This window comes from Micromonospora sp. NPDC002296, assembly GCF_040296145.1.
In the GTDB taxonomy this organism is placed as follows: domain Bacteria; phylum Actinomycetota; class Actinomycetes; order Mycobacteriales; family Micromonosporaceae; genus Micromonospora.
In genome coordinates this window covers 1-18,350 of sequence record NZ_JBEOWQ010000025.1, presented here as the reverse complement: position 1 = coordinate 18,350, position 18,350 = coordinate 1, and the positions used below count along the sequence as shown (strand labels likewise).

At 72.9% G+C, this 18,350-nt stretch carries 16 protein-coding genes; 7 read left to right on the top strand and 9 right to left on the bottom strand.

Annotation, left to right across the window (positions count from 1 at the left end; genetic code table 11):
* The 3 genes from ABT023_RS19515 to ABT023_RS19505 all read left to right on the top strand — a co-directional run bounded on the left by ABT023_RS19515 (window position 1) and on the right by ABT023_RS19505 (window position 3,633).
* Window positions 1–909, top strand: a complete 909-nt coding sequence (locus tag ABT023_RS19515) for a carbohydrate ABC transporter permease (protein ID WP_350887521.1) — start codon at window positions 1–3, stop codon at window positions 907–909.
* Window position 910: 1 nt separating this feature from the next.
* The gene (locus ABT023_RS19510) at window positions 911–1,828 is read left to right on the top strand and encodes a carbohydrate ABC transporter permease (protein WP_350887518.1); all 918 of its coding nucleotides are present in this window, start codon (window positions 911–913) and stop codon (window positions 1,826–1,828) included.
* A gap of 98 nt (window positions 1,829–1,926) precedes the next feature.
* Window positions 1,927–3,633 carry a bifunctional 3'-5' exonuclease/DNA polymerase gene (locus tag ABT023_RS19505; RefSeq protein ID WP_350887661.1) on the top strand — a complete coding sequence of 569 codons (1,707 nt, stop codon included), beginning with the start codon at window positions 1,927–1,929 and terminating at the stop codon, window positions 3,631–3,633.
* Between the two features lie 60 nt (window positions 3,634–3,693).
* On the opposite strand, the gene ABT023_RS19500 is transcribed toward ABT023_RS19505, so the two are convergent.
* A complete protein-coding gene (locus ABT023_RS19500; RefSeq protein WP_350887516.1) occupies window positions 3,694–4,314 on the bottom strand; it encodes a TetR/AcrR family transcriptional regulator in 621 nt (206 codons plus the stop codon).
* Between the two features lie 92 nt (window positions 4,315–4,406).
* Here ABT023_RS19500 and ABT023_RS19495 point away from each other — a divergent pair, with 92 nt between their 5' ends.
* Together ABT023_RS19495 and ABT023_RS19490 are read left to right on the top strand one after the other, a co-directional pair.
* Window positions 4,407–5,417, top strand: a complete 1,011-nt coding sequence (locus tag ABT023_RS19495) for a glycoside hydrolase family 113 protein (protein ID WP_350887513.1) — start codon at window positions 4,407–4,409, stop codon at window positions 5,415–5,417.
* 92 nt (window positions 5,418–5,509) lie between these two features.
* Entirely contained in the window at window positions 5,510–6,103 is a 594-nt protein-coding gene (locus tag ABT023_RS19490; protein ID WP_350887511.1) for a nucleotidyltransferase family protein, read from the top strand.
* A 72-nt stretch (window positions 6,104–6,175) separates the two neighbouring features.
* On the opposite strand, the gene ABT023_RS19485 is transcribed toward ABT023_RS19490, so the two are convergent.
* A complete protein-coding gene (locus tag ABT023_RS19485) occupies window positions 6,176–6,433 on the bottom strand; it encodes a Txe/YoeB family addiction module toxin (protein ID WP_350887509.1) in 258 nt (85 codons plus the stop codon).
* The gene (locus ABT023_RS19480; RefSeq protein WP_350887507.1) at window positions 6,430–6,705 is read right to left on the bottom strand and encodes a type II toxin-antitoxin system Phd/YefM family antitoxin; all 276 of its coding nucleotides are present in this window, start codon (window positions 6,703–6,705) and stop codon (window positions 6,430–6,432) included. Before ABT023_RS19480 ends, ABT023_RS19485 begins: the two co-directional genes overlap by 4 nt.
* Before the next feature lie 122 nt (window positions 6,706–6,827).
* Here ABT023_RS19480 and ABT023_RS19475 point away from each other — a divergent pair, with 122 nt between their 5' ends.
* Complete coding sequence (locus ABT023_RS19475; RefSeq protein ID WP_350887504.1) at window positions 6,828–7,856, top strand: phosphotransferase; 1,029 nt, start codon at window positions 6,828–6,830, stop codon at window positions 7,854–7,856.
* 64 nt (window positions 7,857–7,920) lie between these two features.
* On the opposite strand, the gene ABT023_RS19470 is transcribed toward ABT023_RS19475, so the two are convergent.
* From ABT023_RS19470 to ABT023_RS19460, 3 genes are all read right to left on the bottom strand, one after another.
* On the bottom strand, window positions 7,921–9,330 hold the full coding sequence (locus ABT023_RS19470; protein WP_350887502.1) for a GH1 family beta-glucosidase: 1,410 nt from the start codon (window positions 9,328–9,330) through the stop codon (window positions 7,921–7,923).
* Window positions 9,327–11,564, bottom strand: coding sequence for an alpha-xylosidase (gene yicI / locus ABT023_RS19465; RefSeq protein ID WP_350887500.1), 2,238 nt, complete (start codon window positions 11,562–11,564; stop codon window positions 9,327–9,329). The genes ABT023_RS19470 and yicI overlap by 4 nt, the downstream gene beginning before the upstream one ends.
* 210 nt (window positions 11,565–11,774) lie before the next feature.
* On the bottom strand, window positions 11,775–12,983 hold the full coding sequence (locus ABT023_RS19460; RefSeq protein ID WP_350887498.1) for an erythromycin esterase family protein: 1,209 nt from the start codon (window positions 12,981–12,983) through the stop codon (window positions 11,775–11,777).
* A gap of 285 nt (window positions 12,984–13,268) precedes the next feature.
* Here ABT023_RS19460 and ABT023_RS19455 point away from each other — a divergent pair, with 285 nt between their 5' ends.
* Window positions 13,269–14,552, top strand: a complete 1,284-nt coding sequence (locus ABT023_RS19455; protein ID WP_350887496.1) for a glycosyltransferase — start codon at window positions 13,269–13,271, stop codon at window positions 14,550–14,552.
* Window positions 14,553–14,663: 111 nt separating this feature from the next.
* Here ABT023_RS19455 and ABT023_RS19450 read toward each other — a convergent pair whose 3' ends face one another.
* The 3 genes from ABT023_RS19450 to ABT023_RS19440 all read right to left on the bottom strand — a co-directional run.
* Entirely contained in the window at window positions 14,664–15,473 is an 810-nt protein-coding gene (locus ABT023_RS19450; RefSeq protein WP_350887494.1) for a metal-dependent hydrolase, read from the bottom strand.
* Between the two features lie 132 nt (window positions 15,474–15,605).
* Entirely contained in the window at window positions 15,606–17,309 is a 1,704-nt protein-coding gene (locus tag ABT023_RS19445; RefSeq protein WP_350887491.1) for a serine/threonine-protein kinase, read from the bottom strand.
* An 81-nt stretch (window positions 17,310–17,390) separates the two neighbouring features.
* On the bottom strand, window positions 17,391–18,350 hold a 960-nt coding region (locus ABT023_RS19440), incomplete at its 5' end, for a glycosyltransferase family 4 protein (protein ID WP_350887489.1).

Below are 18,350 nucleotides of genomic sequence, written 5' to 3'. Positions count from 1 at the left end.
ATGCGGCACGGCAAGTATCCATTCGTGATCGGGTTCCTCTTCGCCCCGGTCACGCTGTACGTGGTCTTCGTCATCGCACCGTACGCCCAGGCGTTCCAGATTTCGATGACCAACTGGCGGGGCCTGTCCGCCCCCCAGTGGGTGGGCTTCGACAACTACCGCAGGCTGCTGGACGACGGCAACTTCTGGAAGGCGGTCCAGCACCACGGCGTACTGCTGCTTGCCCTGCCGCTGATCACGATCGCCATTGCGCTGTTCTTCTCCTTCCAGCTCAACGTGGGCGGCCGGAGCGTCGGCGGTCAGCGTCAGGGGGTCTGGGGGGCGAAGTTCTACCGGGTGGTGTTCTTCTTCCCCCAGGTCCTGGCCGTGGCGATCATCGCGGTGCTGTTCCAGATGGTCTACCGGCCCAACGAGTCCGGCCTGATCAACGGCGTGCTGATGGAGTTCGGGTTCGACCCGGTGCTGTTCCTGGTCAGGCCGAACCTGGCGCTCTGGTCGATCATCGCGGTGCTGGTCTGGCAGGCCGTCGGCTTCTACGTGGTGCTCTTCTCGGCCGGGATGGCCTCCATCCCGGGCGAGATCTACGAGGCCGCCGAGATGGACGGGGCGACCCGGGTCACCCTCTTCTTCCGGGTCACCCTGCCGCTGCTCTGGGACACCCTCCAGGTGGCCTGGGTCTACCTCGGCATCGCCGCGTTCGACGCGTTCGCCATCGTCGCGGTGCTCTCGGTGGACAGCGGGGGTCCCGACGGGGCGACCACGGTGCTGGCGAACGAGATCTACCGCAACGCGTTCGTCTACTCGAAGTACGGCTACGCCTCGGCGATGGGCGTGGCGCTGTTCTTCCTCACCCTCACGTTCGCGGCGCTGACGCTGCGGCTGACCAAGCGGGAAAGCGTGGAGTACTGACATGAAGACCACGTTGCCGTCGGCGCCGTCGGCGCTGCCACCCCGTACCGCGAAGTCCACCACCGGGCCCGACCCGAAGAGCCGTCGCTCACAGGTGCGACTGTTCTCCAGCCTCGGCCACATCGCGCTCGCAGTCTGGGCAGTGATCGTCATCGTGCCGATCCTGTGGACGTTCCTCGCGGCGTTCAAGAACACCAGCGAGATCTTCAGCAGCCCGTGGACGCTGCCGGCCGAGTTGCGCTGGGAGAACTTCAGCCGGGCCTGGACCAAGGCGCGCGTCGGCCGGTACTTCGTCAACAGCGTCATCGTGGTCGGGTGCAGCACCTTCGCCACCATGCTGCTCGGCTCGATGGCCGCGTACGTGCTGGCCCGCTACAAGTTCTGGGGCAACCGGGCGGTGTACTACCTGTTCGTCTCCGGGTTGGCGTTCCCGGTCTTCCTGGCCCTGGTGCCGCTGTTCTTCGTGGTGAAGAACCTGGGCCTGCTGGACACCCACACCGGCGTGATCCTGGTCTACACCGCGTACTCGCTGCCGTTCACCGTGTTCTTCCTCGCGGCGTTCTTCCGGACGCTGCCGAACTCGGTGGCCGAGGCCGGGATGATCGACGGCTGCTCGCACACCCGGCTGTTCTTCCAGGTGATGGTGCCGATGGCCAAGCCTGGCCTGATCAGCGTTGCGATCTTCAACATCATCGGCCAGTGGGCGCAGTACCAGTTGCCATTGGTGCTGCTGTCCAACGCCAAGGACAAGTGGGTGCTCACCCAGGGCATCGCGGATATCTCGGTCAATGCGGGCTACGAGGCCGACTGGTCCGGCCTCTTTGCCGCCCTCACCATCGCCATCCTGCCGATGATCATCGTGTACGCCGTGTTCCAGCGGCAGATCCAGTCCGGTCTGACCTCCGGCGCGGTGAAGTAGCCCCACCCGCGCCTCGCCGGGCGCACGTACTACGGGAGTGACCAACCCCTTCGAGGGGTTGGTCACTCCCGTACGTCGTGCCCGTGCCCGGCGAGGGAGTGTCACAGGGGCGAGGCAGAATCACATCCGTGCTGGTGGCAGTGGTGTCGGACGACCGGGGCGGGGGAGCGCTGCAACCCCTCGACCCCGCCGGCCGGCCCACGGCCCCGGCCGAGTCGGTGGCCGACCTCGCCGCAGCCGTGGCCGCCCGGGAGGCCGCAGAGCATCCGCGCTGGGTCTGGGCCTGCGGCGCGGCCGTCTACCCGGCGCTGCTGCGCGCCGGGGTCCGGCTCGACCGCTGCCACGACGTCGAGCTGACCGAGTCGCTGCTGCTCGGGCACGCCGGCCGCTGGGGTGAGCCCCGCTCGCTCGCCGCCGCCTGGGCCCGGCTGACCGGCGGGCCGGTGCCGCCGGACCCGCCGCCCCGCGCGGCCGAACCGCCGGGCCACGGGCAGGGCGCGCTCTTCGACGCGCTGCCCGGCCCGCCGGGCCCGGGCGTCGAGGCCCTGACCCGGGTGTACGCCGACCAGCTCGCCCGGACCGCGGCCACCGAGCACCCCGGCCGGTTCCGGCTGCTGGTGGCCGCCGAGTCGGCCGGCGCCCTGATCGCGGGCGAGATGGGCGCGACCGGGCTGCCCTGGCGCGCCGAGGTGCACGACGAGCTCCTCACCGAGCTGCTCGGCGAGCCGTCCCCGGTCGGCGGTCCGCCCCGTCGGCTCGCCGAGTTGGCCGCCGGGATCGCGGCGGCGTTCGGGCTGCGCCAGGTGCACGTCGACTCCCCGGCCGAGCTGCTCAAGGCGTTCGCCAGGGCCGGGGTGGAGCTGCCCAACACCCGGGCCTGGGTGCTGCGCGGGGTCGACCACCCCGCGGTGCCGCTGGTGCTGGAGCACAAGGAGCTCTACCGGATCTGGACGGCGCACGGCTGGGCCTGGCGGGACGCCTGGGTGCGCGGCGGCCGGTTCCACCCGGAGTACGTCCCCGGCGGGGTGGTCTCCGGCCGGTGGGCCACCCGGGGCGGCGGCGCGTTGCAGATCCCGAAGGTGATCCGGCGGGCGGTGGCGGCCGACCCGGGCTGGCGGCTCGTCGTCGCCGACGCCGGTCAGCTCGAACCGAGGGTGCTCGCGGCGGTCTCCGGCGATGCCCGGCTCGCCGCCGCCGGCGGGGCCGGCGACCTCTACGCCGCCCTCGCCCGGGACTCCTTCGGCGGCGACCGCGCCCGGGCCAAGGTGGCCCTGCTCGGCGCGATGTACGGGCAGACCGGCGGGATGGCGGTCCCCGCCCTCGCGGTGCTGCGGCGCAACTACCCGACCGCGTTCGCGTACGTCGAGGCGGCGGCCCGCACCGGCGAGGCGGGCGGGCTGGTCCGGTCCTGGCTGGGCCGGACGTGCCCGCCCGGCACGGCCGGCTTCGCCGACGGTGACGACGCCGGGGTCGACCCTGGCGCGGCGGCCGACCCGCAGGGGCCCAGGGCTCGGGCGGCCCGCTCCCGGGGCCGGTTCACCCGCAACTTCGTCATCCAGGCCACCGCCGCCGAGTGGGCCTCCACCCTGCTGGCCACCCTGCGGGCGGCGCTCGCCGGCACCGATGCCGAGCTGGTCTTCTTCCAGCACGACGAGGTGATCGTGCACTGCCCGGCGGCGCAGGCCGACGCGGTGGCGGAGGCGGTGCGCGCCAGCGGCGAGCGGGCAGCCGCGTTGCTGTTCGGCGACACCCCGGTCCGGTTCCCGCTGGACCTGTCCGTCGTCGACTGCTACGCCGACGCCTGAGGCGCCACCGCCCCGGGGCCGGCGCTGGTCGGGTCCGCGCGCCGGTCAGCCGACGCCCGGTCAGCCGACGCCCGGGCGGGCGCGCCCGCGCAGCAGCGGCAGGTACACCTCGTCGACGATCTCGACGAGCACGTCGTCCGGCGCGCTGGCGATCCCGCGGGTGACGATCTCGTTGCGCAGCAGCGCGAGGGCCACCGTGGCCACCCGGGGGTGCCGGGCCTCGGGTGACGCCTGCCCCCGGGCGACGGCGCGGTCGAGGACCGTCAGCCAGCCGGCCGTCCCGGCGGCGCCGGCCTGCTCCTGCAACTGGGCCAGCAGCTCCGGCTCCTCGCCGACGCCGGACAGCAGGCCGCGCAGCACCTCGCCCAGCGGGGACGTCCAGTGGCAGTTGGCCCGGCGCAGCAGCTCCAGCGCGTCGCCGCGCAGCTCGCCGGTGTCCGGCGGGTCCAGGTTGGCCACGGCGAGCTGCCGGTACGCGGCGACGCCGAGCGCGGCCCGGTTCGGCCAGCGTCGGTAGATCGCGTTCTTGTTGGTGCCGGCCCGCCGGGCGACCCGGTCCATGGTGAGGCCGGCGTAGCCGGACTCCAGCAGCTCGTCGGCGGCGGCGCACAGGATCGCCTGTTCCAGGGCCGCCCCGCGCCGCCGCGTCGCCCCGGTCCGTTCCGCCCCGTCGCCTGCCATGACGGGTACGGATCGTACCCCAGCCCCCGTCTTGCGCCGCGCCACGCCACCGCTTTAACGTACGCTGCGTACCCTAATGAAGGTGGGCAGCTGTGCGCGGCAAGGGAATCACGTACGACACCGGCTTCGTCGACGCCGGCGAGAGCACCCGCGAGCCATTCGACCCGGAGGTCGTGCGGCGTGAGATGCGGGTCATCCGGGAGGACCTGCACTGCACGGCGGTCCGGGTCACCGGCGGCATCCCCGATCGGCTGGAGATCGCCGCCCGGCACGCCGCTGACGTCGGGCTGGAGGTGTGGTTCTCCCCGTTCACCTGCGACCTGACCACCGACGAGCTGCTCGACGTCCTGGCCGACTGCGCCGAGCGTGCCGAGGGGCTGCGCCGGCGGGGCGCGGAGGTCGTCCTCGTCACAGGGGCCGAGCTGACGCTGTTCACGAAGGGGTTCCTGCCCGGCGACACGCTCGCCGAGCGGCTGGACGTGCTGACCCGGCCGGACCTCCTCCGCGAGGTGCTGCCCGAGGTGCCCGCCCGGCTGAACGCCTTCCTCGGCGAGGCCGTCCAGGTCGTCCGCGCGCGGTTCGGCGGGAAGGTCACCTATGCCTCGCTGCCGAGCGAGCGCATCGACTGGACGCCCTTCGACCACGTCTCGTCCGACGCCTACCACTCGGCCGAGGTCGCCGACGCGTACGTCGACGGCATCCGGACCCTCGTCGCCCAGGGCAAGCCGGTGGCGATCACCGAGTTCGGGTGCACGACCCACCGTGGGGCCGCCGACCTCGGGGCGCGCGGCATGTTCATCGTCGAGTGGGACGGCGCCAAAGGCGCCCGGCTGACCGGCGACTACGCCCGCGACGAGGACGAGCAGGCCGGGTACCTGCGGAAGCTGCTCGACATCTTCGCCGCCGAGGGGGTGGACACCGCGTTCTGGTGCACCTTCGCGTCGTACAACCTGCCGCACCGCGAGGACCCGCTGCGCGACGTGGATCGGGCCTCGTACGGCCTGGTGAAGGTGTTGGAGGACCGGCTCGGCGACACGTACCCCGACCTGCCGTGGGAGCCCAAGGCGGCCTTCACCGCGCTGGCCGACGCGTACCGCCGTTGAAGCCGATGCCGGGGCGATGCGTGGCAAATACCCGTTTCGCCCCGACACTGATCTGTCGGGCGCTCGTTGCACCCGGTGTGCGAATCGCAGGAATGATCATCGCGGCGGGCGGGGGACGCCGCCTCGGCGGCCCGGAGGCATTGCTCCACCAGGGCGGGCAACCCCTGGTGGACCGGATGATCGAAACGATGACCGAGGCGGGCTGCGAGCAGCTCGTGGTGGTGCTGGGCGCGGCGGCCGACCAGGTCCGGCAGACCGCCGACCTGGCCCGGGCCACGGTGGTGGTCAACCGCGCGTGGGGGACCGGCGTCGGCTCGTCGATCCGGGCCGGCCTGGCCGCGCTGACCGACGAGACGGTCGAGGCGGTGGTGGTGGTGCCCGTCGACATGCCGGGGCTCACCCCGGCGGCGGTGCGGCGGGTGGCCGCGCTGCCGTACCCCGACGTGCTGGCCTGCGCCACCTACAGCGGGCTGCGCGGGTACCCGATGCTCTTCGGCCGCCGGCACTGGGCCGGCATCGCCACCCTGGCCAGCGCCGACGTCGGCGCCCGGCCCTACCTGCTGGCGCACAAGGACCAGATCGTGGACATCGCCTGCGACTCGGTGGCCGACGGCAGCCGCGTCGACACCCCCGAACTGATGGCCCTGTACGGCCTGACCGTCCCACCCCAACGCGTCGGCGCCTGACCCTGCGCCGGCCGGCCGGATCGGGTCGGCCGGCCCGGTGACCAGGGCGACCGGCGCCCCGGTTGTGGGCCGCTACTTGTCACCGTAGTGGTACCGGCAGGCGATGATCTCGACGTCGTCCTTGGTGATCCGATACACCAGCCGGTGCTCGCGATCGATCCGCCGGGACCAGAACCCGGACAGCTCCCCCCGAAGGGGCTCCGGTTTGCCGATGCCCTCGTATCCGTTGCGCATCACGTCCGCGATGAGGTCGTTGATGCGCTTCACCAGTTTGCGGTCTGTGTGGCTGAGGTACTGGCTCCATGTCGTCGTGGTGAAGACCAGTCTCACGCGACGTCCCGAACGTCGGCCGGGTCGATCAGTTCCCGCTCGGCGGCGTCGCCCTCCTCAAGCTCCGCGATCGATCGACGCAGGGCTGCGGCATTGCTCGGGCTGCGGAGCAGGTACTCGGTTTCCTTCATCGCCTCGTACTCCGCAAGTGGCACGATGACCACCGGCTCATGGCCCGACCGGGTCACCACCACTTCCTCCGCGTCGTTGATGACGCTGTCGAGCTCGGCGGCCAGGTTCTGCCGCAGCTGGGTGAAATTCACGGTCCGCATGATCGCCTCCAGGGTAAGTACAGAAAATTGTACCTGGTTTCGTGCCGCCGGTCGGTGGCGTAGCTCGGCTGGTGCGGGTGGTCGGCGGTCGATCGGCGTCGGCAGGCCGTAGGGTCGAACGGGTGTCGCGTCCCCCCATCGACCTGGTGCCCGCCGACGAGCCGGCCGAGGAGCTGACCCACAACCCGCTCAACGCGGTGACCGGCGGCATCTGGCGGACCCGTCGCCACGGCCGCCCGGCCGTGCTGAAGCTGATCACCCCACCCGGCCGCGAGGGCCCGACGCACTGGGCCGGCAGCGCCGACCCCGGGCACTGGAACTACTGGCGGCGTGAGGTCGAGGCGTACCACGGCGGCCTGGCCGCCCGGGCGTACGCCGACGCCGGGCTGGCCGCGCCCGAGACGCTGGGGGTCGACGAGCGTCCGGACGGCGGCGTGGCGCTCTGGCTGGCCGACGTCGCGGGGCGGCCCGGCACCGCCGCCACGGTCGCCGACCTCGGCGACGTCGCGGCCCGGCTCGGTGCCGGGCATGCCGCCTGGCTCGGCCGGTCGCCCGGCTACGACTGGCTGGCCAGGGACTGGCTGCGCGACTACACCCTGACCCGGCCGGTCGTCGAGCCGGTGCCGTGGGACCACCCGGTCGCCGTGGCCGCGTGGCCCGCGCCGCTGCGCGCCGCCCTGCGCGGGCTCTGGGAACGCCGGCACGCGCTGCTCGCCGCCGCCGACGGGCTGCCGCGCACCCTGTGCCACCACGACTGCTGGCCGATGAACCTGGTGTTCGGCGACGCCGGCCCGGTGCTGCTGGACTGGTCGTTCGTCGGCCCCGGGCCGGTCGGCGAGGACGCCGCCAACCTGGTGCTGGACACCTTCCTCGACGGGCTGGTCGATGTCGCACTGCTCGACGAGGTGGCGACCACGGTCGTCGACCGGTACGCCGACGGCCTGCGCGGCACCCTCGACCGGACCGAGGTCGCCCGCGCGGTGCGGCTCACCGGGGCGGCGAAGTACTTCTGGCTGGCCCCGCTGATGCTCGGTCGGGCCGGCGGCGGCACCGCGCAGACCTACGACCTGCGCGGCGAGGCCGAGATGTTCGCCGGCCGCCGACCGGTGCTGGAGCTGCTCGCCCGCTGGGCGGACGAGCAGCTCCGCTGAGCGCGCCGGCCGGCTCTCGGAGGGGGAGCAGCCGGGTCCGGGCCGCCCGGGCGAACGGGGCCGGTCAGGAGCCGGCCGGCGGCTCCAGCCGGCCCGTGGTGACCAGACCCCGGTACCAGTGCGCGCTGTCCTTCCAGGTCCGGGCCTGGGTGTCGTAGTCGACCCGGATGATGCCGAACCGCCGGTCGTAGCCGTACGACCACTCGAAGTTGTCCAGCAGCGACCACGCGAAATAGCCGCGGACGTCCGCGCCCGCGTCCATCGCCGTTCCGACCGCGTCGACGTGCCGGTACAGGTAGTCGACGCGCCGGTCGTCGTGCACCCGGCCGTCGGGGGAGACCACGTCGTCGAACGCGGCGCCGTTCTCGGTGATCATCAGCGGTTGGCCCGGGTGCTCCCGGGACAGCCGCAGCAGCAGCTCGGTCATCCCGCTCGGGTCGATGTTCCAGCCCATCGCGGTGTACGGCCCGGGCTGGGGCAGGAAGTCGACGTTCGCGGCGCCGACCCACGGGGTGTGCGCCGAACTACCGTGCCCGTCGGCGGCGGACCGGGCCGAGACGCCGTCCCACGCCCGGACCAGGGTGGTCGAGTAGTAGTTCACCCCGAGCACGTCCAACGGCACCCCCGCCGCCCGTTCGTCGCCGTCGCGCACGAACGACCAGTCGGTTACGTTCGCGGTGTCGGCGATCAGGTCGGCCGGGTACGCCCCGTCGAGCATCGGCCCGAGGAACGCCCGGTTGGCCAGCGCGTCGATGCGGCGCACCGCGTCGGCGTCGGCGGCCGAGTCCGACGCCGGGCGGATCACGTGCAGGTTCAGCGTCACCGACAACTCCGCCGCCGGGGCCAGCTCCCGCACCGCCCGCCCGGCCAGCCCGTGCGCCAGGTTCAGGTGGTGCACGGCGGCCAGCGCCCCGGCCGGCTCGGTGCGTCCCGGCGCGTGCACCCCGGAGCCGTAGCCGAGGTACGCCGAGCACCACGGCTCGTTGAACGTGGTCCAGGTGTGCACCCGGTCGCCGAGCGCGCCGACGATGCCGGCCGCGTAGTCCCGGAAGCGCAGCGCGGTGTCCCGCGCCGGCCAGCCGCCCGCGTCCTCCAGCTCCTGCGGCAGGTCCCAGTGGTACATGGTGGCCACCGGGCGGATGCCCCGTTCCAGCAGGCCGTCGACGAGGCGGGAGTAGAAGTCCACCCCGGCCCGGTTGAACGCCCCGGAGCCGCCGGGCTGCACCCGGGGCCAGGAGATCGAGAACCGGTACGCCCCGAGCCCCAGCTCCGACAGGTGGCCGAGGTCGTCGGCCCACCGGTGGTAGTGGTCGGCGGCCACGTCGCCGGTGTCCCCGTTCAGGGTGCGGCCGGGGGTGTGGCTGTAGGTGTCCCAGATGGACGGGCCCCGGCCGTCCTCGGTGGCCGCGCCCTCGATCTGGTACGCAGCCGTGGCGGCCCCCCACAGGAACCCCTCGGGAAAACTCCTCGTCACCGGTTCGCCTCCGCTCCCACGACCACCACGCTGTACCCCGATGATTCTCCGCCCACCAGATCGGCGGTGGCCGCCCCGTCGGCGTACCGGATCTCGAACTCCGCCCCGGGGCCGTCGCCGGGCGAGGGCACCCGCACCCGGGTCCGCCGCCCCTCGGTGGGCGCGTACAGGCGCAGCTCGACGCCGTCGGCCCACGCGTAGTCCGGCCGGTCGTGGGTGGACCCGACGGCGAGCACCGAGCCGGGCCGGGCCAGCACCGGCAGGCTGTCGAAGCCGTGCCTCTGGTCCACCCAGGCCGGGCCGGTGAGCTGCTCGCCGGTGACCACGTGGGTCCACGTGCCGGCCGGCACCCAGAACGTCACCCGGCCGTCGGCGCTCAGCACGGGCGCCACCAGCAGGTCGGGGCCGAGCATGTACTGCCGGTCCAGGTACGCCGCGGCCGGGTCGTCCGGGAACTCCACCACCATCGGCCGCATCACCGGCACGCCGTCGCGGTGCGCCTCCTCGGCCGCCGCCGCGAGGTACGGCATCAGGCGCAGCTTGAGCCGGGTGAAGTGGCGCAGCACCTCGACGGCCTCGTCGTCGAACGCCCACGGCACCCGGTACGAGCCGGAGCCGTGCAGCCGGGAGTGCGAGGAGAGCAGCCCGAACGCGATCCACCGCTTGAACACGGCCGGGTCGGGGGTGCCCTCGAAGCCGCCGATGTCGTGGCTCCAGTAGCCGAACCCGGACGCGGACAGCGACAGCCCGCCCCGCAGCGACTCGGCCATCGCCGCGAACGTGGACTCGCAGTCGCCGCCCCAGTGCACCGGGAACTGCTGCCCGCCGGCCGTGGCCGACCGGGCGAACACCACCGCCTCGCCGATCCCGCGCTCGGCCTCCAGCAGCTCGAAGACCGCCCGGTTGTAGAGGTGGGTGTAGTAGTTGTGCATCCGCTGCGGGTCCGACCCGTCGTGCCAGACCACGTCGGTGGGGATGCGCTCGCCGAAGTCGGTCTTGAAGCAGTCCACACCCATGTCGAGCAGCGCCCTGAGCTTGCCGGAGAACCAGGCCACGGCGTCGGGGTCGGTGAAGTCGACCAGCGCCATGCCGGCCTGCCACCTGTCCCACTGCCACACCGAGCCGTCGGGGTTGCGGACCAGGTACCCGGCCTGGCGGCCCTCCTCGAACAGGTAGGAGCGCTGGGCGATGTACGGGTTGATCCAGACGCACACCTTCAGGCCCCGCTCGTGCAGCCGGCGCAGCATGCCCTCCGGGTCGGGGAAGGTCGCCGGGTCCCAGACGAAGTCGACCCAGTGGAACTGCCGCATCCAGAAGCAGTCGAAGTGGAACACCGACAGCGGCAGGTCCCGCTCGGCCATCCCGTCGATGAACTCGGTGACGGTCCTCTCGTCGTACGAGGTGGTGAACGACGTCGACAGCCACAGCCCGTACGACCAGGCCGGGACGCGGGCGGGCCGGCCGGTCAGCGCGGTGTGGCGGCGCAGCACGTCCTTCGGGGTGGGCCCGTCGATCAGGTAGTAGGTCAGCGACTGTCCCTCGACGCTGAACTGGGTCTGCGAGACCACCTCGGAGCCGATCTCGAACGACACGTGCTCGGGGTGGTCGACGAAGACCCCGTACCCGGCGCTGCTGAGGTAGAACGGCACGTTCTTGTACGCCTGCTCGCTGGCGGTGCCGCCGTCGGCGTTCCAGATGTCGACGGTCTGGCCGTTCTTGACGAACGGGCCGAAGCGTTCGCCGAGGCCGTACACCGTCTCGCCGACGCCCAGCGCCAGCCGCTCGTGGACGTACGTGCGGCCCTCGCCGTCGGTGGCGATGCCGACGCTGCGCTCGGTGGACGAGGTGACCAGGCGGTCGCCGTGCAGGAAGTCGACCCGCCACCGGTCGCCGAGCGTGACCCGGGCGGTCAGTTCGCCGGTGGTCAGGGACGCACTGTCCCTGGTGACCTCCACGGTGACCGGGTGGCCGTCGCCGGCCGACAGCGCGAAGCGGGGCTGCTTCGGCAGCCCGCCGCAGTGGTGGCCGACGGTCACCCCGACGACGCCGGGGGCGGGGGAGAAGAACCGGACGGTGACGACCGGCCGGTTGAGGGTGTCTCCCCGCCCGGTGATCCGGCCGGTCGGCGCGAAGACGGTGAAGCCCCTCTCGTCCGGCTCGACCGATTCGACCGCGCCGGGACGCAGCACGCTGACCCCCGGCCGCAGCAGCCAGTACCCGTCGGTGAACTTCACTTCTCGGCTCCTACCGTGATGCCGCGGCAAGTCGACCCGCGTCGAACCCGCGTCGAACCCGCGTCGAAACGCCCTGTCGAAACCAACCGCGTCGAAACGCCATGTCGAAACGCTTCGACATGGCGCTTCGGCAGACCGTAGGACACGTGTCACGAGGGCGTCAATAGTCGACGACGCGGCCGGCCGCCGGACCCACGCGACGCCGAGCGCCTACCCCTGGCCCCGCCGGACGTCCTTGACGAACACGATCCCGTCGGGGCTGGCCAGGTGGGCCGGATCAAGCGGGGCGTAGCCGAACCAGGGGGACACCCGGGGAACGGGCGTCGCGTCGGCGAGGGCCGTGGCCAGTCGGCGGGCGTCGACGACGTATCGCTCCTGCGGGAGCGCGTACAGCAGCCCCTCGACGGTGTCCGGAGGCGGGGCGTCCACCCCCCGGTGGGGGATCGTGCCGAGGGCTGCGGCGAGGAAGGCGTAACCCTCGCCCAGATGGGCGCTGACGATCGCGCCGGCGCTCCACCAGTCCACCGGCAGGCCGCCCATCCGCATCGTGCTCTTGTTCCGCTGGAGGTGGCCGTTGTGCGCGTTCACCAGCGTCGGCCCGCGTTCGGCGAGGGCGAGCAGGTTGGCGGCCATCATCGAGTCCCGCACGCCGAGCAGCCACGCCAGGCGACTCGGTGACGTGTCGGCCATCCAGGAGTGGTAGCGCAACAGCCCGGTGGCGGTACGCCCGTACAGGCGTGCCCGGTGCCGGTCCTCCTCCGGGGAGGCCGCGATCAGGTGGGGTTGCTGCGCGTCGAGCAGGGCCACCAGGTCGTCGGCGAGCAGCCGCAGCTGCCTGGCCTCGGGCGTCCGCCCCACGGACCGGGACGGGTCCATCATCGCGGCGGGGTTCGGCCAGCGGTCGTCGGCCCCGAGCAGGCGGTCGAGCGTCTCGGCGGTGCAGGGGAGCAGGTCGGCGTCGACCCAGGCGGTGAGGTAGGTGTGCAGTGCGGTGAGGGCCTGCCGGGGGCTCGCGGCGCCGGTGATCTCCAGCGGGCCGTCGAAACCGGCGAAGCGGAGCTGCTGCGCCGCGGGCCGACCCTCGTTGTACGCGCGCATCCAGCGCACCAGCTCGCGGTTGCCCGCGAAGACGCCCCACTCGTGGCTGAAGCCGCGCTCCATGACCTCGTCGAGGGTGCCGGTGCCCGAGGTGACGTAGTCGTCCACGACCAGGCCCATCAGGCAATCGCTCTCGATCGCGATCGTCCGGTAGCCCTCCCGCTCGACGAGCTGCCGGAAGAGATCGTTTCGCAGGTCGAGCAGGACGTCCTCGCCGTGGGTGGGCTCGCCCAGGGCGAGGAGCCGTGGCCTGGCCGGGAGCAACCCCATGACGGCAGCAGGGTCGAAGACATGGGCGGCGTCGGTGAAACCAGTTGTCATCCCCTGAACGTTATCGTTGAACCAACGGTGAATACTTCTTGTCGACATCCAGCAGGGCGACGAAACGGAACCCTCAAAGCAGCGGAAATCGCGGGCCGATTCATCCGGTGCGAGCGCAAGCTCTGTCCACACAGGCGGATTGCGCCCGACGGTGCGTGAATGCCCACTCGGTGGGATTCTCTCGGATCGAATCGTGAGGAGGAGGTGAATAACCCTCACGGATGATGGACCCCGACGCTCGGCGACGGCTACGTTGTTACGCCCCGACCACACGGAGTCGCCACAATGTCCCCTGGCGCCGCAACGCCACTGCTCTCCGTCATCATTCCCACCTACAACCGTTCCCGTCTTCTGCGCGGCACGCTGACGGCCCTGGCCGACCAGCGGATATCGTCGGACGCCTTCGAGGTCATCGTCGCCGACGACGGGTCGACCGACGACACCCGCCAGACGGTGGAGGACTTCACCGACCGGCTCCGCCTGCGCTACCACTTCCAGGAGGACCTGGGCTTCCGGGCCGCCGCCGCCCGCAACGCCGGCGCCCGCCTCGCCCGTGGCGAGATCCTGGCCTTCGTGGACAGCGGCATCCTGCCCGGCCCCGACTTCGTCGCCGGGCACCTGGCCGCGCACCGGGAGCCCGGCCCGGCGCGGGCGGTGATCGGCTACACCTACGGCTTCCGTCCCGACTACCCGACCCCCGGTCTGGAGGAGCTCCTCCAGAGGCACACCCCCGAGGAGGTCGTACGCGACCACGGCACCGACCCGGAATTCCAGGACTCCCGGCACTCCCTCTTCGCGACCGCCCGCTTCTACCTCGCCCGCACGGCGCTGCCCTGGCAACTGTTCTGGACGTGCAACTGTTCCGTGCCGGCCGAGGAGTTCTGGGCCGTGGGCGGCTTCGACGAGATCTTCCGCTCCTGGGGCGCCGAGGACACGGAGCTGGGCTTCCGGCTGTACCGGCACGGCCTGTCGTTTGAGGTCAGCCGCGAGGGCTGGGCGGTGGACGCGCCGCACCCGCGCCGGACGGACCCGGACCTCAGCGACAACCGCAGCAACATGCTCACGTTCCTGCACAAGCATCCCGAGCCGTTGGTGGAGCTGCTGTGGGCCTGGTACTCCAAGCACCTGCCCCAGCTTGAGGACACCCGCGACTGGCACGTCAGGCTGGAGCTGCCCGCCATCCGCCGGGGGACCAACCGGGTCCGCGGCCTGGACGTGACGGCGGAGCTGGCCCACCTGCGCGACACCCTGCCCCCGGGCACCCGGGTCGCCGTGTTCGGCTGCGGCGACACCCTGCCGGCCGGGTTCCCGCCCGCCGACCTGTTCGAATACGACGAGACGCTGCTCGAACGGCTGCCCGCCGACCCCGCGCACCCGACCCACCACGCCATCGGCATCCGCACCGTCCTGCCCGATGACGCCGTCGACGTCGTCCTGGTCACCTCCCGGCTCGCCCCGCTGTGGCGACGCTGGCGCACCCACATCCTGGCCGAGGCCCATCGCATCGGCCGGTCCGTGCGAGGGCCGCTGCTGGAGGCCCCCGAGCCCGCGTTGGGCGTCGGGGGCTGACGCCCTCCGGTCGAGGACGTGTCGACGGGAGCGCCGTCCTCGACCGGCCCCGCCGGCCCGGTGGGCGCTCGGTCCGCCGGCGGTGCTCCGGTGGCCGCGACCGGGGCGCGGTCAGATCTCGATGTTGAACTTCCGCAGCACGGAGGGGGCGACCAGGCCCACGGTGGCCAGCACGGCGAGCGCGGTCAGCGCGCCGCGCAGCACGATGACCTCGGCCTTGCTGCCGGTGCGCAGCGCGATGCTGTTCGGCAGGCCGACCATCGTCCACATCCGGCGCTTGATCGGGATCGGCCAGAGGATCGGCACCCCGGCACGGGTGATCATGTCGCCGAGGATGTGCACGAAGCAGCCCACCCCGACGGCCAGCCCGATCAGCGGGTACCCCCGGTCGCCGGGCAGGTTGGCGAAGGTGAACCAGGCGGCGGCGGCCGAGGTCAGGGTCACGATGACCCAGCCCGCGCGCTCCGCCCACCGGTCGAACAGCCCGCGCAGGGCCAGCCCGAACATGAAGAACAGGATGCCGACCACGGCCCACTTGCCGTACGTGGCGCACAGCGCGGTGGTGCCCCAGCCGACCAGCACGGTGAACGGGATGGTGTGGGTCAGCGTGCGGTGGCCGTTGTTGCGGCGCGGGTCCTTGCTCAGCTTGGTGGCGTAGTAGACACCGAGCGAGATCTTCTCCATCACCTCGGCGACGAAGAGGCTGACCACCCCGAAGGTGCGGGCCACGGTGGCGCCGCCCTGGTTGCGGGTAACCTTGCCGGACAGGTCGAGGTCGGGGAAGAGCGCCCCGCCGGCGCAGACCGCGGTGCCGACCGCCAGTGCCAGCGGCGACTGGTGGTAGTCGGCGAACTGGTCGAGCGCCCAGGAGCCGGTCAGCCACACCGCCGCGCCCGACAGCGCGTGGGACGGTCCCATCATGACGCCTCGCCCTCCCCAGGGATCTTGATCCACAAACTATGCCACTCTGGCAGAGCCGCCGCCCGGGGGCAACAACCCGGACGGTCCACAGGGGACGGTGTCGACGCGCGCCGTGTCGGTGGGCGCCGTGCCTCAGCCCGGGGTGCCGGGCCGGAAGCTGACCCGCACCCTGTCCCGCTCGGTCGCGCCGGTCAGCCAGTCCACGTCGGGGGCGCTCCAGGAGAGCGACCACGCCCGGGCGTCCCGCGGGATCAGCTGCACCGCGTGCAGCCGGGCCCCGTACGGGGCGTCCCAGGTGGCCTCCCACTCCGACCCCCGGCTGGACACCGTCTCCAGCCGGATCCTCGCGTACCCGTGCAGGGCGCCCGCGTCCAGCGCGCGCCGTTCGTTCACCCGTAGCCGGGCCAGTGGGGCGGCGCCGGGAACGCCGGCCGGGGCGATGGTCAGCACCCGCCGGGCCGTCGGATCCTGGAAGCAGACCGCGTCCCCCTCCCGGTAGTGCCGCCAGCCCGGCGGCACGGCGAGCCGGAACCCGGTCGGGTCGGCGTACCAACGCCAACCGGCCGGCAGCCGCAGCCGCTCGCCCCGGGCGGGGGAGACAGTGGGAACGGGTTCGCCGGCGGGGTAGGGCCGCAGGCAGGGGAAGGGCGGAGGCGGCACGTGCCTGTCGGGCGGCCCCGCTCCGGGCAGCCCCGCTCCGGGCTCGGCTCCCCGGTTCGGCTCGGCTCCCGTCCCGTCCGGTGCCACTCCCGCCCGCCCGGCCTCGATCCCCGGCGGCGCGCCCCGGTCGTGCTCGCGTTGGCCGATCGCGATCGCGGTGGAGATCGCGGCGAGCGCGGCGAACGCCCCGGCCGCCACTGCCAACGGCCAGCGCCGGCCGTTCGGCCCGGATCCGGCCGGGCGGCCGTGGTCGACCGGGGTGGACGGCCACGGGGCGGCACCCGGGGCGGCACCCGGGTCGAGGACGTCCGGCGGCAGCACCGTGGCCGGCGCGGCGAGGGCCAGGGGGCACGGTTCCCCGCCCCCGGTGGTGGCCGAGGCCAACCGCCGCTGCGTCTCGTCGTGGTCGGTACGGTCGCGCGGGTCGCGGCACAGCAGGCCGGCCAGGACCGGGCGCAGCGGGCCGGCGTGCGGCGCCGGGTCGGGCGGCCGGGTGGCCAGGGCGCTCAGCGTCGCCATCGCGGTGCTGCGGGCGTACGGGGACCGGCCCTCGACGGACGCGTGCAGGGTCGCCCCGAGCGACCACAGGTCCGCCTCCACGCTGGAGGACCCTTCGGCGGCCCGCTCCGGGGCGACGAACTGCGGCGAGCCGAGGATCAGCCCCGGCCGGGTCATCGCCCCGTCCCCGCCGTCGAACACGGCCAGCCCGAAGTCGGTGAGCATCACCCGCCCGTCGTGGGCGATCAGCACGTTGGCCGGCTTCACGTCGCGGTGCAGCACCCCGGCGTGGTGCGCGGCGCGCAGCGCGGCCAGCAGCGCCAGCCCGATCGCCGCGGCCTGCCGGGGCGACACCGGCCCGGACGTGTCCAGCACGTTCTGCAACGACCGGGACGGGACGTACTCCATGATCAACCATGGGTCGCCGCCCACCGACACCACGTCGTAGACCCGCACCACGTTGGGGTGGTTGAGCCGGGCCGCCGTCCGGCCCTCCCGCAGGGTGCGCAGGCGCAGCTCGTCGCGTTCCTCGTCGGACAACCAGGCCGGCGGGACGACCTGCTTGACCGCGACGTCGCGGTGCAACACGTCGTCCCTCGCCCGCCACACCCGGCCCATCCCGCCGCGCCCCACGAGGTCGAGCAGGCGGTACCGGCCGGCGATCACTACCTGCTGCACCGTTCTCCTCACCGCTGGTCGACGTACACCATAGCCAGCGGATCGGTGTGGACCTATCGGATGACAGGCCGGGGAAAGCTGTCAGCAGGCCGGATGGCCGGTCGTCAGCAGGTTCCCCTCCGGAATGGCGATCCGGGTGCGCCCGGTGGCCAGCCGGCTCGCCGCCCGCTGGGCCTGGAACGTGCCGTGCTCGCGGCGGGCCGCGGCGTAGCTGCTCGCGGTGTGCACGGCGATGGTCGCCCAGCCGTACCGCTCGCTGACCATGGTGCGGGCCCGACGGGCCACCCGGCGGGCGAAGACCTCGTCGCCGAGGAGCCGGTCGACCGCGCCGGCGAGCGCGTCCGGGTCGCTGTGCGGGAAGGTCACCCCGGTGACGCCGGGCTCGACGATCTCGGCGAGGCCGCCGGTCGCGGCGACCGCCAGCGGCGCGCCGGCCGCCGCGGCCTCCAGGGCGACCATGCCGAACGGCTCGTAGAGGCTCGGCACCACGGTGGCGTCGGTGGCGGCCAACATGGCCGGGAGTTGGGTGGAGTTCATGAAACCGGCGAAGCGCACCGTGTCGCCGAGGCGCAGCCGGTGCGCCTGGTCCACCAGTTCCTCCTTGTACGGGCCGTCGCCGGCGATCACCACCCGCAGCCCGGGGTGCCGCTCGCGCAGGTACGGCACCGCGTGCATCAGGTGCTGCACGCCCTTCTCGTAGACCAGCCGGCCGGCGTACCCGACCAGGGGCCCGCCCCCGGCGAACCGGGCCCGGGCCGAGGCCACCGCCCGGGGGCGGGCGTGCCAGGCCCGGTCGTCCACCCCGTTGGGCACCACGTCGATCCGGCTGGTCGGCACGCCGAACAGCGCGTTGACCTCGTCGCGCATGTATCCGGAGCAGGCGATCACCCGGTTGGACTCGCCGCTGATCCAGTGTTCGACGGCGTGGATGGTGCGGTTCATCTCTTCGGGGAGCCAGCCTTGGTGTCGGCCGGCTTCGGTGGCGTGGATGGTGGTGATGAGTGGGATGTCGAGGTGGTCGCGGAGGGTGATGGCGGTGTG